We start from the raw sequence: 13990 nt of genomic DNA, 5'->3' as shown, positions 1-13990 counted from the left end.
GACGTGACGTTGGGTACAGCGCCCGCCCGCGCCGCGGTCAGCGCACGCGCGCGCTCCCCGGGAGGTCGGCCGGCATCGGGTCGTCCGGACCCCACCGGGTGACCCGCAGGCGGCGCACGTGGGGCCCCGCCGCGCCGGCGTCGGCCGCCGCGCGGAGCGCCGCGGGCGTGTCGTGCGTGACGCGCAGGAACGCGCCCGACCACGCGTCCAGCCGCCCCGAGGCGATCTCCCGGACCATCTCCACCACGGCGTCCACGGGGGTCCAGTCGGTACGGCCCGCGTGCAGCGGCATCGTGAGCGTCATGTCGGTCCGTACGCTGCCCGGCGAGACCTCGAAGGTGCGCAGGCCGCGGGCGAACCCGCTCCCGTGCAGGTTCGCGCCCAGGCGGGTCAGCGCGGTCTTGCTCGCGTTGTAGGCGCTCGACCCGCGCATCTCGTGCGAGCTCGCCCCGCTCGCGAGGTCGACGACCCGCCCCCCGCCCTGCGCGAGCATCCCGGGGACGACGGCGCGCAGCACCGTGAACGGACCGCGCAGGTTGGTCTCGACGACGGACCACCACTCGTCCGGGTCCGCCTCCCAGAGCGGGACCTCCGCGTCGATCCGCCCGGCGTTGTTCACGACCAGGTCGATCCCGCCGAGCGCGGCCCGTGCCTCGTCGAGCGCCGCGTCGACCTCCTCGGCACGGGTGACGTCGGCGACGACACCGACGACGCGTTCCCCCGGGCGCTCGGAGCGCAGCGCGCGCACGGCGGCGTCGACCCGGTCGCGGTCACGGCCGAGCGCCGCGACCGCGACACCGGAGGCGAGCAGCCCGGACGCCAGCGCTCGACCGATGCCGCGGGTCGCGCCGGTGACCAGCGCCACGCGCGAGGCCGGCACGGCGGCCCCGGCCGGTACAGCGGACCCGGCCGGCTCCGGCGGGACGTCCCGCGCCATCATGCGCGCAGCGTGGCGCCCGTGCGCTCGGCGGCTGCCGCGACCGCGGCGTCGCGCACCCGCACGACGTCCTCGGCCGTCAGGGTCCGGTCCGCACCACGCAGACGCAGCGCGAACGCGAGCGACTTCTTCCCCTCGCCCACCTGCTCGCCGGTGAACACGTCGAAGAGCCGCACGTCCTCGAGCAGGTCGCCGGCACCCGCGACGAGCGCGTCGCGCACGGACTGCGCCGGCACGTCCGCGTCGACCACGAGCGCGAGGTCCTCCTTGGCGTGCGGGAACGTGGAGACCTCGGAGGCCATGAACGCCTCGTCGGGCACCGCACCGAGCAGCACGTCGAGGTCGACCTCGAACGCGACCGACCGCGCAGGCAGGCCGAGGGTCTCGAGCACCTTGGGGTGCAGCTCTCCCGCGTGGCCGACGAGGGTCCCGTCGGCGAGGGACAGCCGGGCGCAGCGTCCGGGGTGCCACGGGGCGTGCTGCGCGTCCGCACGGACCACGACCTCGACGCCGACGCGGTCCGCGACGAGCCGGGCCGCGGCCAGCGCGTCACTCCAGTCGGCGCCCCTCCCGGGGCCCCACCAGCCGCGGGGCTCGCGCCGCCCGGTGGCCACGCCGGCGACGCGCCGGGGCTGGTCCGGGACCGCGGCGGCCAGCCGGGCGAGGTCGTCGTCCGACGGACGCTGCGCGCCCGGGAGCTGCGGCGCCGCGGGCGCCCCGGGGGCCGGGAGCGTGACCAGCCCGATCTCGAAGACCGCGACGTCCTCGGTGCCGCGGCCCACGTTGCGGCGCACGGTGTCGAGCACGGTCGTGAGCAGGTCGGTGCGCATCTCGGGGCGGTCGGCCGCGAGCGGGTTCGCGAGCCGCAGGGCGTGCCGCCGCACGTCGTCCGCGGGCAGCCCCAGCGCGTCGTGCTGGGCCGGGTCGACGAACGGGTAGGACAGCGTCTGGACGAACCCGGCCTCGGCGAGGCCGCGCGCCACCGAGCGGCGCAGCCGCTGCGCGCGCGTCAGACCGCGCCCGGCGGGGGCGGGCGGCAGGGTGGAGGGGATCGCGTCGTACCCGTCGAGGCGGGCGATCTCCTCGACGAGCTCGGCCGGCCCGGTCAGGTCGGGGCGCCACGACGGCGGCAGGACGCTGACCACGCCGATCGCCGGCGTGTCCGCCACCGTGCACCCGACGGTCTCGAGGAGCTCGCGCACGCGCGCCTCCGGGTACGCGACGCCGACGAGGCGCTCGGCCTCCCCGACGCGCAGGAGGATCGGCTCGGGCGCCGGCACGCGGTCCAGGTCGGAGACCGCATCGTCCGCCGTGCCCCCGCCCAGCTCCACGAGCAGGTCCACGACCCGCTGCGCGGCGACGCCGGGCAGGCGCGGGTCGACACCCCGCTCGAAGCGCTTCGCGGCCTCGCTGGGCAGCTTGTGCCGCCGCGCGGTGCGCGCGACGGTCACCGGGTCGAAGTGGGCGGCCTCCACGAGGACGTCCGTCGTGGTGGCCGTGACCTCGCTCGACGCGCCACCCATCACCCCGGCGAGGCCGAGGATCCGTGAGCCGTCCGCGGCGTCGGGCGCGTCGGGCGTGTCCGGCGAGTCGGTGATCAGCAGGTCCTCGGCGTCCAGGGTGCGGTCCACCCCGTCGAGCGTCGTCAGTCGCTCCCCCGGCCGGGCGCGGCGCACGACCACGGGCTCGGCCACGCGCGCCAGGTCGTAGGCGTGCAGGGGCTGGCCGAGGTCGAGCATCACGTAGTTGGTGACGTCGACGGTCAGCGACAGCGGCCGCATCCCGGCCTGCGTCAGCCGGCGCTGCATCCACGCCGGCGACGCAGCGGCCGGGTCGATCCCGCGCACCACGCGCGTGACGAAGCGGTCGCACCCGACGACGCCGCGCACCGGCGCGTCGTCGTGCACCGTCACCGGGAACCCGTCGGGCGTCGCGCCGGGGACGCGCACGCCGTCGGCAGGCTCGGCTCCCTCGGCCGCCGCCAGCCCGCGGTCGCTGAAGCGCGCGCCGGTCGAGTGCGCGTACTCGCGAGCGACCCCGCGGTAGGAGAAGCAGTACCCGCGGTCGGGGGTCACGTTGATCTCGAGCGTCTCGTCGCCGAGCCCCAGGAGCGCGACGGCGTCCTGGCCCGGGACGACGTCGTCCGCCTCGCCGGCAAGCAGGTCGCGGCCGAGCACGACGATGCCGTCGGACTCCTCGCCCAGGCCCAGCTCCGTCGTCGAGCAGATCATGCCGTCGGAGACGTGCCCGTACGTCTTGCGGGCCGCGATCGCGAAGGGCCCGGGCAGGACGGTCCCGGGCAGGGCGACGACGACGAGGTCACCGACGCCGAAGTTGTGTGCGCCGCAGACGATCCCCCGCGGGGTGCCGGGCGCCCCCGAGCCGTCGTCGGAGGGCAGGTTGTGCGCCCCGACGTCGACCTGGCACCAGTTGATCGTCTTTCCGTTCTTCTGCGGCTCGGCGACCAGCTCGAGCACGCGGCCCACCACGAGGGGGCCGGTGACCGCCGCGGCGTGCACCTGCTCCTCCTCGAGGCCCACGCGCACCAGGTCGGCCGCGAGCTGCTCGGCCGTCAGGCCCGCGGGCAGCTCGACGTGCTCGGCGAGCCAGTCCAGGACGACGTGCGGCATCAGATCCCCATTCCGAACTGGGTCGAGAAGCGGACGTCGCCCTCCACCATGTCGTGCATGTCGGCGATCCCGTGGCGCAGCATCAGCGTGCGCTCGATCCCCATGCCGAACGCGAAACCGGAATACTCGTCAGGGTCGATCCCCGCCGCCCGGAGCACGTTCGGGTTGACCATCCCGCAGCCGCCCCACTCGATCCAGCCCGCGCCGCCCTTCTTCTGCGGGAACCAGAGGTCCATCTCGGCGCTGGGCTCGGTGAACGGGAAGAAGCTCGGCCGCAGGCGCGTACGCGCCTGGTCGCCGAACATCGCCCGGGCGAAGTGGTCGAGCGTGCCCTTGAGGTGGGCCATCGTCAGTCCCTTGTCGACGGCGAGGCCCTCGACCTGGTGGAAGACCGGCGTGTGCGTCGCGTCGAGCTCGTCGGTGCGGAACACCTTCCCCGGGCACGCGACGTACACGGGCAGGTCTCGCTCCAGGAGCGTGCGCGCCTGCACGGGCGACGTGTGGGTGCGCAGGACCAGGCCCGCGAGCGCCTCCGCCTGTCCCGCACGGTCGCCCTCGACGAAGAACGTGTCCTGCATCTGCCGCGCCGGGTGGTCGGGCCCGAAGTTCAGGGCGTCGAAGTTGAACCACTCGGCCTCGACCTCGGGTCCCTCGGCGATCTCCCAGCCCATAGCGACGAAGAAGTCGCTGACCTGCTCCTGGAGCGTCTCGAGCGGGTGTCGCGCGCCCGCCGGCCGACGGTCGGTCGGCAGCGTCACGTCGACGGACTCCTCGACGAGCACCCGCTCGTCGCGGTCCGCCTCCAGCTCGACCTGCCGCGCGGCGACCGCCTTCGCCACCCGGCCCCGGCGCGGCCCGACGAGCCTCCCGGCGACCGCCTTGTCCGCGGGCTCGAGGCCGCCGATCTGCCGGTTGGCCAGTGCCAGCGGGCTCTTGTCGCCGGTGTGGGCGACCTTCGCGGCCCGGAGGTCGTCGAGGGTGGCTGCCGCGGCGAGCGCGGTGAGCGCCTGCTGGACCGCCGCGTCGAGCGCCGGCTCGTCGAGGGGCGACGGCGCCCCGGGCGTGGTGTCGGTGGACATGACTGCCTTCCAGACGGTTCGTGGGACGGCTCCGCCACGCGGTGCGTGCGGAGCCAGCGCCCAGTCTAGGGCGAAGGCCGCGGACTACGGTCGGCGCTGGGCGCGGCTCGAGGCGTACAGGCACACGGTCGCGGCGGTCGCCAGGTTCAGAGACTCTGCCAGACCCCGCACGGGGACGCGCACGACGGCGTCGGCCAGCGCGACGTCCTCCTCGCGCAGCCCCCACGCCTCGTTCCCGAACAGCCACGCGGTGGGCCGCGCCAGGTCCGGCAGCCCTCCCCGCCCGGCGCTGTGCTCGCGTGCGTCGGGGCCGGCGACGTCGAGCAGGTCGTCCAGGTCGTGCTCGCCGCGGCCGTCGGCGGCCAGCACGAGGAGCCCCGCGGCGCGCAGCCCGGCCACGGCCTCGGCGACCGCGACGCCCGTCACCACCGGGAGGTGGTAGAGCGACCCGGCGGTGGACCGGACGACCTTCGGGTTGTGCAGGTCGACGCTCTCGCCCGCGAGCACGACGCCGTCGGCGCCGGCCGCGTCCGAGGCGCGGACCACGGTGCCGGCGTTGCCGGGGTCGCGCACGGTCGCGAGCACGGCGACCAGCCGCGGCCCGGCGGCGAGCAGCGACGCGAGCCGGGCGCCGCCGGGCACCGCGACGGCGAGCACGCCCTGCGCGTCCGCGCTCATCGCGGCCAGGACGTCGTCGGACGCGACGTGGACGCGCAGGCGGGCCGCCCGCGCGGCGGTCACGATCTCGTCGTACCGCGCGTGCGTCCCGGGGGTCAGGTAGAGGTCGCGGACGTCACCGGGCGCGTGGCGCACCAGCTCCCGGACCGCCTGCGGACCCTCGACCAGGTACTGCCCGTGGCGCCGGCGCGCCGAACGCCCGGACAGTGCCCGGACCGCCCTCACCCGCTCGCTGCGCTCGTTGGTCAGCGTGGGTTCGGCAGGTCCGCCCGCCCGAGGGTCGGGCGTGGGGGGCACGGTCCGGGCGTCCGGTGTCGTCCGTGGTGCGGTCAGGCCGCGGCCCGGGGCGCGTTGACGTCCTCGGGCAGCGCCTTCTTCGCGACCGCGACGAGCGCGTTGAACGCGACGACGTCGTTGACGGCGAGGTCGGCGAGGACGCGGCGGTCGACCGTCACCTCGGCGGCCTTGAGGCCCTGGATCAGACGGTTGTACGTCAGGCCCTGGGCGCGCGACGCCGCGTTGATCCGCTGGATCCACAGCTTGCGGAAGTCTCCCTTGCGGGCCTTGCGGTCGCGGTAGGAGTAGACGAGGGAGTGGGTGACCTGCTCCTTCGCCTTCCGGTAGAGGCGCGAGCGCTGGCCGCGGTAGCCCGCCGCGCGCTCGAGGGTCGTACGACGCTTCTTCTGGGCGTTGACCGCCCGCTTCACGCGTGCCACGTGATGCTCCTTGCAGTAGTTCGGGTCAGGAAGTGGAGGCGACGGCGCTCACGACAGGGCGTGAGGCGCCGGACGGTCACTTGCCGAGAAGCTTCTTGATCTTCTTGGTGTCCGCGGGGGCGACGACGAGGTCCGCCGACAGGCGCCGCGTCTTCGAGCTCGGCTTGTGCTCGAGCAGGTGGCGCTTGCCGGCCTGCTCGCGCATGATCTTGCCGCTGCCGGTGACGCGGAAGCGCTTCTTGGCGCCCGAGTGGGTCTTGTTCTTCGGCATGGCTGCCGTCTCTCCTTGTGTCTGGCCGGTCCCGCGAGCGGGACCGGCGGTTCGGGCCGGGGCCGGTGGGCTCGGCCCGGTCGTCAGGTGGTCAGTTCGTCGTGCCCTTGGGGGCCGGACGGGGTGCCGGCCGCGCCGACGGCCGGGGGGCCGGGACGGGCTTGGGCCTCGCCGCGGGCCGGGGCGCCGCGGCAGGGGTGGGGGTCGACGTCGCAGGCGCGCCCGACGGTGCGGCGGCCTGCTCCGTGGCGCCGGGCGCCGCCGGACGGGACTCCGCCGGACGAGACGCTGCCGGCCGGGTCTCCGCCGGGCGCGACGACGCCGGGCGCGGAGCCGACGAGCGGGGCGCGGACGAGCGGGGCGCGGACGACCGTGCCGGTGCCGGACGCTCCGGCGCGGGGGCGGCGGCGCGCGGGGCGGGCCTCGGGACCGAGGTCTGCGCGGCCTCGACCTGGTCGGCGAACGACGGGGCCTCCACGGCCGGCTCCTCGACCTCGGGTGCCTCGTCCTCGACCTGCGCGGCACGCTCGGCGGCCTGGGCGGCACGGGCGGCCGCCTCCTTGTCGCGACGGGACCCGCGCACGACGCTGCTCGGGGCCTCCGGCTCCTCGGCGTCCTGCTTCTTGCGCTGCTCGCCCTTGGCCTCGGCCTTCTTCTTGACCGGGCCGAGCACCATGGTCATGTTGCGCCCGTCCTGCTTCGGCATGCTCTCGACGAACGCGAGCTCCTGGACGTCCTCGGCGAGGCGCTGCAGGAGACGCACGCCCATCTCCGGGCGCGACTGCTCGCGGCCACGGAACATGATCATGACCTTGACCTTGTCACCGGCCGTGAGGAAGCGGACGACGTGACCCTTCTTGGTCTCGTAGTCGTGCGGGTCGATCTTCAGCCGGAAACGGATCTCCTTGAGGATCGTGTTCGACTGGTTGCGCCGCGCCTCGCGCGCCTTCATGTCCGACTCGTACTTGAACTTGCCGTAGTCCATGAGCTTGCAGACGGGCGGGCGTGCGTCCGGGGCGACCTCGACGAGGTCGAGGTCGGCGTCCTGGGCAAGGCTCAGGGCCACCTCGGTGCGGACGACGCCGACCTGCTCCCCGCCGGGACCGATGAGTCGGACCTCGGGGACACGGATCCGATCGTTGATACGAGGCTCGCTGATGTGATGCTCCTAGGAAGTCGTCGGTGGACCACCAGGAACGAGAGAAGGCCCCCATCCCTGAGTGCAGATGGAGGCCCGACGACGTCGCGTCGTCGTGCATCGACGCGATGCACGACGCGGCGCGACCACCCGTGACGGGTGTCGCGCCGGTGACGGAACCCGGCCTCTGTCGCGGACGAACCGGCGGTCGAGACCTAGGTGGGACGGATCCACTTGCACACCCGAGCACATGCTCCTCGGGTTGGTCAGCATCAATTCTAGCACGGCCCGCCCGCGGGCCGGAGCGAGTGCCAGACCGGGGCGGGCCACGCCGTGCGGATGGAGTCGATCCGACGTTGGAACGATTCCAGAAACTGTGCTTGGGTGTCGGCATGGACACGACGACGCGGGCCGGGCAGGAGAGCGGGGCGGACGCGCTGCGCGCCCGGGGCCTGCGCGTCACGGCCGCCCGCCTCGCCGTCCTCGACGCCCTCGGCGCCGCCCCGCACGCCGACACCGACACCGTGGTCCGCGCCGTGCGCGCAGCCATCGGCAGCGTCTCGGTCCAGGCGGTGTACGACGTGCTGCGCGTGCTCGCCGACCACGGGCTCGTCCACCGCATCGAGCCGGCGGGCCACCCCGCCCGCTACGAGCTCCGCGTCGGCGACAACCACCACCACCTCGTGTGCCGCTCCTGCGGCGTCGTCCAGGACGTGGACTGCGCCGTCGGCGCCGCACCGTGCCTGGTCCCCCGGCTCGTCCCCGGCGACACCGACGGCTTCGTCGTCGACGAGGCGGAGGTCCTCTACTGGGGCCACTGCCGCGCGTGCGCGGCCCGCTGACGTCCGCCGCCGCCCCGACCCTCCCGACAGCCACACCGTCCGACAGCCCCGAACCGAAGGAGCACCATGACCACCCCTTTCACCACGACCAACGCCGGTGCGCCGGTCGCCTCCGACGCGCACGCGCAGAGCGTCGGCGCCGACGGCCCGATCGTCCTGCACGACCACTACCTCGTCGAGAAGCTCGCGCAGTTCAACCGTGAGCGCGTGCCGGAGCGGGTGGTGCACGCCAAGGGCGGCGGCGCCTTCGGCACCTTCACCGTCACCGGCGACGTGTCCGCGTACACGCGCGCCGCCGTCTTCCAGCCGGGGGCCGAGACCGAGATGCTCGCCCGCTTCTCCTCCGTCGCCGGCGAGCACGGCTCCCCCGACACGTGGCGCGACCCCCGCGGCTTCGCGCTGAAGTTCTACACGTCCGAGGGCAACTACGACCTCGTCGGGAACAACACGCCCGTCTTCTTCATCCGGGACGGCATCAAGTTCCCGGACTTCATCCGCTCCCAGAAGCGTCTGCCCGGCTCCAACCTGCGCGACAACGACATGCAGTGGGACTTCTGGACCCTCTCGCCCGAGTCGGCGCACCAGGTCACGTGGCTGATGGGCGACCGCGGGCTGCCCCGCTCGTGGCGGGAGATGAACGGGTACGGATCGCACACCTACCAGTGGATCAACGCCGCCGGGGAGCGGTTCTGGGTCAAGTACCACTTCCACTCCGAGCAGGGCGTGCACCACCTGACCGGCGACGAGGCGTCGCAGCTGGCCGGCTCGGACGCCGACCACCACATCCGCGACCTGCACGAGCACATCGAGGCCGGGAACCACCCGCGCTGGAAGCTGTCCGTCCAGGTCATGCCGTACGAGGACGCGAAGGGCTACCGGTTCAACCCGTTCGACCTGACGAAGGTCTGGCCGCACGCGGACTACCCGCTCGTCGAGGTCGGCACGATGGAGCTGAACCGCAATCCCGAGAACTACTTCGCCGAGATCGAGCAGGCGACGTTCGCGCCGTCGAACTTCGTCCCCGGGATCGCCACGAGCCCCGACAAGATGCTGCTGGCGCGCATCTTCTCGTACGCCGACGCGCACCGGTACCGGGTGGGCACGAACCACGCCCAGCTGCCCGTGAACGCGCCGCGGACGCAGGACGCCGGGCACTCGTACGCCAAGGACGGGAACATGCGCCTCGGGTTCGCCGCCGCGAGCACGCCCGTGTACGCACCGAACTCGCTCGGCGGCGCGCACGCCGACCCGGCGCGGGCGGCCGAGTCGGCCGGCTGGGAGGCGGACGGCGCGCTCGTCCGGGCAGCGGCGACGCTGCACGCGCAGGACGACGACTTCGGCCAGGCCGGGACGCTGTACCGCGACGTGTACGACGACGGCGAGAAGGCTCGCCTCCTCGAGCAGATCACGGGCCACGTCGGCGCGGTGCGCAGCGACGAGATCCGCGAGCGCGCGATCGCGTACTGGACGAACGTCGACGCCGACCTGGGCGCCAAGCTCCGCGCCGAGCTGGCCGGCGACGCGCCGCAGGAGGCCGGCGAGCCCGGCACCTCCGCCGAGCCGGCGCGCGTCTGACCCGAGCGGTACCGACGGCGGCGGCCCGCACCCTCGTGGTGCGGGCCGCCGCCGTCGTCCTCGGGGCGCTCGGCCACGCGCGGCTCTGGGATGATGGACGCATGACCGACGTGAACCAGAGCCAGGACACCCCGAGCAGCCACGGCGGCGGGGGCAGCGAGGGCGCTGCCGCCCGGGACATCGCCGACGTCGCCGCCGTCGAGGTGATCACCGCCGCCGCCGTCCACCTGATGAGCGCCGCGGCCGTCAAGTGCGGCCTCGCGGAGGACTCCGAGGCCGCCGGGCACCTGGACCTCGACGAGGCCCGCAAGCTCATCACCGCGCTCGCGGCCCTGGTCACGGCCAGCGCGCCCGACATCGGCAACCAGCACGCCCGCTCGCTGCGCGACGGTCTGCGCTCGCTGCAGCTGGCGTTCCGCGAGGCCTCGGCCGTCCCCGACGCGCCCGGCGAGGGCCCCGGCGAGAAGTTCACGGGCGCCGTCAGTTGACCGAGGCGCCGCTCCCCGACGGACCGCCGCCCGCGCCGCGGCCCGTCGAGGCTGCGGCGGGCGCCGGCGCGGTGCCCACCACCGTTCCTGCCTCCGCTCCCGAGCCCCCCGCCACGGCGGAGGGCGCCCGGACCGCCGGGCGGCCGCGGCGCGGTCGCCGCGCCGCCGTCGTCCTCGCCGCGCTGCTCGTGCTGACCGTCGCCGCCGGGACGTACCTGTACGTCGCGACCACCCGGTGGCAGGCGTCCAGCGAGGGCTGGGAGACGGACGCGCGCAGCCTGGGCCAGGACGTCTCCGGGCTGCGTGCCGACCTCGACGGCGCGACCGCCGAGCTCACGGCGACGCGGGAACAGCTCACGAAGGCCGAGGACCGGATCGACGAGCTCGCCGACGAGAAGGCCCAGCTCGGCGACGACAACGCCGCGTCCGCACAGGGCCTCGGCTACCAGCAGCGGGTCTCCGCAGCGGCCGGCAAGGTGGCGCTCGCGCTCGACCGCTGCGTCGACGGCCAGTCCCGCCTGATCGGCTACCTGGACGACCGCGCCTCCTACGACGCGAAGGACCTGGCGCGCTACTCGGACGACGTCGACGCGCTGTGCGACTCGGCCAAGAAGGCGAACGACCAGCTCCAGGACGCGCTGGACGGATGAGCACCGGACCGCACGCGCGCCGGGCACGTCCGGGCCGCCGCCCGCGTCGCCGCGCGGGCCTCGCGGGGCTGGCGACCGCCGTCGTGCTCGCCCTCGTCGCCGGCTGCGGGCCGGCGCCCGCCCTCCCGGACGCCGTCCCCTCCCCCGGGGACCTCGTCCCGTCGTTCGCGTCGCAGCGGCCGCCGGACGGGGCCCAGCACCTGGGCACCGGCGCGACCGAGACGGTGCGCCGCATGGCGGTGCGCATCCGCAACGTGCAGTGCGACGGCCTGTCGACCGGCTCGGGCTTCGCGCTCGACGCGCACACGCTGGTCACCAACAAGCACGTCGTGGAGGACTCCCGCAGCCTGCAGGTCGCGACCTCCGACGGGCGCGACGTCGCGGTCGCCTCGGCCTCGGTCGCCAAGGTCGCCGACCTGGCGGTGGTCCGCACGAGCGAGGCGCTCCCCTCGTCACCGACGCTGGCCGACGCCGACCCCGCCGAGGGCGACGACGTGACGGTCGTCGGCTACCCGGAGGGCGGCAAGCTCACCGTGACCCGCGGGACCGTCGTCGGGACCACGGACGACCCGCTGTACTCGACGCTCGGCAAGGTGCTCGTCACGGACGCGTCCGTCGAGCCCGGCTCCTCCGGGTCCGCGGCGCTCGACGACGACGGGCGAGTCATCGGGGTCGTCTACGCCAAGACGGACGACGGACGCAGCCTCCTCGTCCCGGTCTCGACGCTGCGCTCGCTGCTGGACGACACGGCGGCGTTCACGGCCGCCCCGTCCTGCGCGGGCTGACGGGCCGACCACCGGCCGACCACCAGCCGACCACTAGCGCTGCGTCCGGTGTGCTCGTAGCGTGTGCGACATGACGGAAGAGACGCGCACCTACACACCCGACCTCACGCGGCTCACGCAGGCCGCCGACGAATCGTTCTCGGTGCGTCGCGCGTTCGGCGACGCGTACGAGCACAACGGGACGGTGGTCGTCCCGGTCGCGAAGGTCTGGGGCGCGACCGGCACCGGCGCGGGCGGCGGCACCGGCAACGGCAACGGGGCCACGAGCGCCACCGGGACGGGCAACGGCCAGGGCCGCACCCCCCTGTCGTTCTCCCGCTCCGGCTCGGTGCGGGTCTCCGGCGGTGACGCGGCCGGCGGCGAGGGCGGCGATCCCTCGACCGGCACGGCGGGCTCCGACGGCGACACCCGTGGCGAGGCCTCCGGCGAGGCGCGCGGCGAGGCCTCCGGCGAGGCACGCGGCGAGGGCGGCGCCGGCGGCGGCGGGTTCGGCGTGCGCGTCAAGGCGCTCGGCGTCTACTCGATCGGTCCTTCCGGCGACGTGCGCTGGCAGCCGGCGCTCGACCTCAACCGTGTGGTCCTCGGCGGCCAGGCCGTCGCGGCCGTCGCCGCGCTCGCCCTGGGGTGGGCGGTCGGGCGGCGCCGGCGCTCCGCGCACTGACGGTGCGGGCTGCGGGTCAGTCCGCGCGACCGATCCGCAGCTCGAGCGAGTCCACCCGGGCGCCGACGACCGCGCTCTTGGCGAGCGCCGCGTTCACCTGGCTCAGCACCAGGTCGAGCCCGGCGCGGTCGAGGCCCGAGTGGATCGCGAGCACCACGGCCACCTCGGCCCGCCGCCCCGGCTCGGCGCGCACGGAGCCGACGTGGATGAGGCCGCCGACCGCCGCCTCGATCGCCGCGGAGACCTCCGGGTCGACGAGTCCGCCCTCGACCGCGGGCGACCAGGGCCGTCCCTGCCCGATCGCCCACACGGCCGGCCGCGGGACCAGGGCGGTGTGCGGCCCCGCGGGGTCCACCACGAGCAGCGCCCAGCTCTCGCTGACCGCGGACTGCGCGGCCCGCGCCGCCTCGACGGGCACGGGTCGCGCGTCCGCGCGCCACGCCGCCATCGAGGCCACCGACGTGAAGACCGGCAGCGCACGGCGACCGTCGGGCGACTCGAGGGCCACCACGCCGGAGGACGCCTCGCGGTCGACGGTCCCGTGCTCCCCCTCCTCGGTCACCTCGGCCTCCGCGAGGACCGGCACCAGCACGCGCGCGGGGGCCAGGGCTGCCACGACGTCCCGCATCGGGACCGAGCCCGCCGCGTACCCCTCGAGGGCCGCCGCCAGGGCCGGGTCGGCGGAGCCGTCGTCGCCCGCGAAGGAGGACGACGGGGGCAGCGCGCGGCCGCTCACGCGCGGCCCGCGACGTCGAGCGCCTGCGGCAGCGTGAACGCGCCGGCGTAGAGGGCCTTGCCGACGATCGCGCCCTCGATGCCCTCCGTGACCACGGCACGCAGCGCCGCGAGGTCCTCGAGGCTCGAGATGCCGCCGGAGGCGACGACGGGGGCGTCCGTCCGCGACGCGACGTCGCGCAGCAGCTCGACGTTCGGGCCGCGCAGCGTCCCGTCCTTGGTCACGTCCGTCACCACGTACCGCGGGCAGCCCGCCGCCTCGAGCCGGTCCAGCACCTCCCACAGGTCCCCGCCGTCCTGCGTCCAGCCGCGCGCCGCGAGGGTCGTCCCGCGCACGTCCAGGCCGACGGCGATCCGGTCACCGTGCTCGGCGATCGCCCGGGCCGTCCATGCCGGGTCCTCCAGGGCGGCGGTGCCGAGGTTCACCCGGCGGCACCCGGTCGCGAGCGCCCGCGCGAGGGACGCGTCGTCGCGGATCCCGCCGGACAGCTCGACGGCGACGTCCAGGCGCCCGACGACGTCCGCCAGCAGCTCGGCGTTCGACCCGCGCCCGAACGCCGCGTCGAGGTCGACGAGGTGGACCCACTCCGCCCCGCCGCTCTGCCAGTCGAGCGCCGCCTGCAGAGGGTCGCCGTAGGAGGTCTCGGAGCCGGCCTCGCCCTGGACGAGGCGCACGGCCTGCCCGTCGGCGACGTCGACGGCGGGCAGGAGGACGAGTCGATCGGTCATGGTGAGCCTTTCGTTCGGGAGGATCGGGGCCGCCGGCACGGGCGGGCACGGGCGGGCACGGGCGGGCACGGGCGGG

The 13990-nt window shown here is 75.2% G+C and carries 15 protein-coding genes; 6 read left to right on the top strand and 9 right to left on the bottom strand.

Annotated features, from left to right (window positions below):
* Positions 1 to 37 precede the first annotated feature (37 nt).
* From EDF32_RS06200 to infC, 7 genes are all read right to left on the bottom strand, one after another.
* Positions 38 to 940 (bottom strand): SDR family oxidoreductase, encoded by a 903-nt coding sequence (locus EDF32_RS06200; protein WP_233565741.1) that lies wholly within the window; start codon positions 938 to 940, stop codon positions 38 to 40.
* Positions 937 to 3567, bottom strand: a complete 2631-nt coding sequence (gene pheT / locus EDF32_RS06195) for a phenylalanine--tRNA ligase subunit beta (RefSeq protein ID WP_123307608.1) — start codon at positions 3565 to 3567, stop codon at positions 937 to 939. Before pheT ends, EDF32_RS06200 begins: the two co-directional genes overlap by 4 nt.
* On the bottom strand, positions 3567 to 4646 hold the full coding sequence (gene pheS / locus EDF32_RS06190; protein WP_123307607.1) for a phenylalanine--tRNA ligase subunit alpha: 1080 nt from the start codon (positions 4644 to 4646) through the stop codon (positions 3567 to 3569). Before pheS ends, pheT begins: the two co-directional genes overlap by 1 nt.
* 84 nt (positions 4647 to 4730) lie before the next feature.
* Positions 4731 to 5621, bottom strand: a complete 891-nt coding sequence (locus tag EDF32_RS06185) for an RNA methyltransferase (RefSeq protein WP_233565740.1) — start codon at positions 5619 to 5621, stop codon at positions 4731 to 4733.
* 32 nt (positions 5622 to 5653) lie between these two features.
* Positions 5654 to 6040, bottom strand: coding sequence for a 50S ribosomal protein L20 (gene rplT / locus EDF32_RS06180; RefSeq protein WP_123307606.1), 387 nt, complete (start codon positions 6038 to 6040; stop codon positions 5654 to 5656).
* Positions 6041 to 6116: 76 nt separating this feature from the next.
* Entirely contained in the window at positions 6117 to 6311 is a 195-nt protein-coding gene (gene rpmI, locus EDF32_RS06175; protein ID WP_123307605.1) for a 50S ribosomal protein L35, read from the bottom strand.
* Between the two features lie 91 nt (positions 6312 to 6402).
* Entirely contained in the window at positions 6403 to 7443 is a 1041-nt protein-coding gene (gene infC / locus EDF32_RS06170; protein WP_233565760.1) for a translation initiation factor IF-3, read from the bottom strand.
* A gap of 398 nt (positions 7444 to 7841) precedes the next feature.
* On the opposite strand from infC, the gene EDF32_RS06165 reads away from it, so the two are divergent.
* The 6 genes from EDF32_RS06165 (at position 7842) to EDF32_RS06140 (ending at position 12450) form a co-directional block, all read left to right on the top strand.
* Positions 7842 to 8291, top strand: a complete 450-nt coding sequence (locus EDF32_RS06165) for a Fur family transcriptional regulator (protein ID WP_123307603.1) — start codon at positions 7842 to 7844, stop codon at positions 8289 to 8291.
* Between the two features lie 66 nt (positions 8292 to 8357).
* Positions 8358 to 9866 (top strand): catalase, encoded by a 1509-nt coding sequence (locus EDF32_RS06160; protein WP_123307602.1) that lies wholly within the window; start codon positions 8358 to 8360, stop codon positions 9864 to 9866.
* 101 nt (positions 9867 to 9967) lie between these two features.
* On the top strand, positions 9968 to 10354 hold the full coding sequence (locus EDF32_RS06155; protein ID WP_233565739.1) for a DUF1844 domain-containing protein: 387 nt from the start codon (positions 9968 to 9970) through the stop codon (positions 10352 to 10354).
* Positions 10351 to 11004, top strand: coding sequence for a hypothetical protein (locus EDF32_RS06150; RefSeq protein WP_233565738.1), 654 nt, complete (start codon positions 10351 to 10353; stop codon positions 11002 to 11004). Before EDF32_RS06155 ends, EDF32_RS06150 begins: the two co-directional genes overlap by 4 nt.
* A complete protein-coding gene (locus EDF32_RS06145) occupies positions 11001 to 11789 on the top strand; it encodes a S1C family serine protease (protein ID WP_123307601.1) in 789 nt (262 codons plus the stop codon). Before EDF32_RS06150 ends, EDF32_RS06145 begins: the two co-directional genes overlap by 4 nt.
* Positions 11790 to 11859: 70 nt before the next feature.
* Positions 11860 to 12450, top strand: coding sequence for a hypothetical protein (locus EDF32_RS06140; RefSeq protein ID WP_123307600.1), 591 nt, complete (start codon positions 11860 to 11862; stop codon positions 12448 to 12450).
* Between the two features lie 16 nt (positions 12451 to 12466).
* Here EDF32_RS06140 and EDF32_RS06135 read toward each other — a convergent pair whose 3' ends face one another.
* Together EDF32_RS06135 and priA are read right to left on the bottom strand one after the other, a co-directional pair.
* Complete coding sequence (locus tag EDF32_RS06135) at positions 12467 to 13186, bottom strand: SseB family protein (protein ID WP_123307599.1); 720 nt, start codon at positions 13184 to 13186, stop codon at positions 12467 to 12469.
* Complete coding sequence (gene priA, locus EDF32_RS06130) at positions 13183 to 13914, bottom strand: bifunctional 1-(5-phosphoribosyl)-5-((5-phosphoribosylamino)methylideneamino)imidazole-4-carboxamide isomerase/phosphoribosylanthranilate isomerase PriA (RefSeq protein WP_123307598.1); 732 nt, start codon at positions 13912 to 13914, stop codon at positions 13183 to 13185. The genes EDF32_RS06135 and priA overlap by 4 nt, the downstream gene beginning before the upstream one ends.
* Between the last annotated feature and the right edge of the window lie 76 nt (positions 13915 to 13990).

It is taken from the genome of Cellulomonas sp. PhB143 (assembly GCF_003752595.1).
Lineage (GTDB): Bacteria > Actinomycetota > Actinomycetes > Actinomycetales > Cellulomonadaceae > Paraoerskovia.
The sequence above is the reverse complement of the archived record's forward strand: the minus strand, read 5'-3'. Positions and strand labels throughout refer to the sequence as shown.

Coding starts and splice junctions, on each gene's coding strand:
- EDF32_RS06160 (WP_123307602.1), top strand. CDS start 8,358: ATGACCACCCCTTTCACCACGACCAACGCCGGTGCGCCGGTCGCCTCC.
- priA (WP_123307598.1), bottom strand. CDS start 13,914: ATGACCGATCGACTCGTCCTCCTGCCCGCCGTCGACGTCGCCGACGGG.
- EDF32_RS06155 (WP_233565739.1), top strand. CDS start 9,968: ATGACCGACGTGAACCAGAGCCAGGACACCCCGAGCAGCCACGGCGGC.
- EDF32_RS06140 (WP_123307600.1), top strand. CDS start 11,860: ATGACGGAAGAGACGCGCACCTACACACCCGACCTCACGCGGCTCACG.
- pheS (WP_123307607.1), bottom strand. CDS start 4,646: ATGTCCACCGACACCACGCCCGGGGCGCCGTCGCCCCTCGACGAGCCG.
- rpmI (WP_123307605.1), bottom strand. CDS start 6,311: ATGCCGAAGAACAAGACCCACTCGGGCGCCAAGAAGCGCTTCCGCGTC.
- EDF32_RS06165 (WP_123307603.1), top strand. CDS start 7,842: ATGGACACGACGACGCGGGCCGGGCAGGAGAGCGGGGCGGACGCGCTG.
- EDF32_RS06145 (WP_123307601.1), top strand. CDS start 11,001: ATGAGCACCGGACCGCACGCGCGCCGGGCACGTCCGGGCCGCCGCCCG.
- pheT (WP_123307608.1), bottom strand. CDS start 3,567: ATGCCGCACGTCGTCCTGGACTGGCTCGCCGAGCACGTCGAGCTGCCC.
- EDF32_RS06200 (WP_233565741.1), bottom strand. CDS start 940: ATGATGGCGCGGGACGTCCCGCCGGAGCCGGCCGGGTCCGCTGTACCG.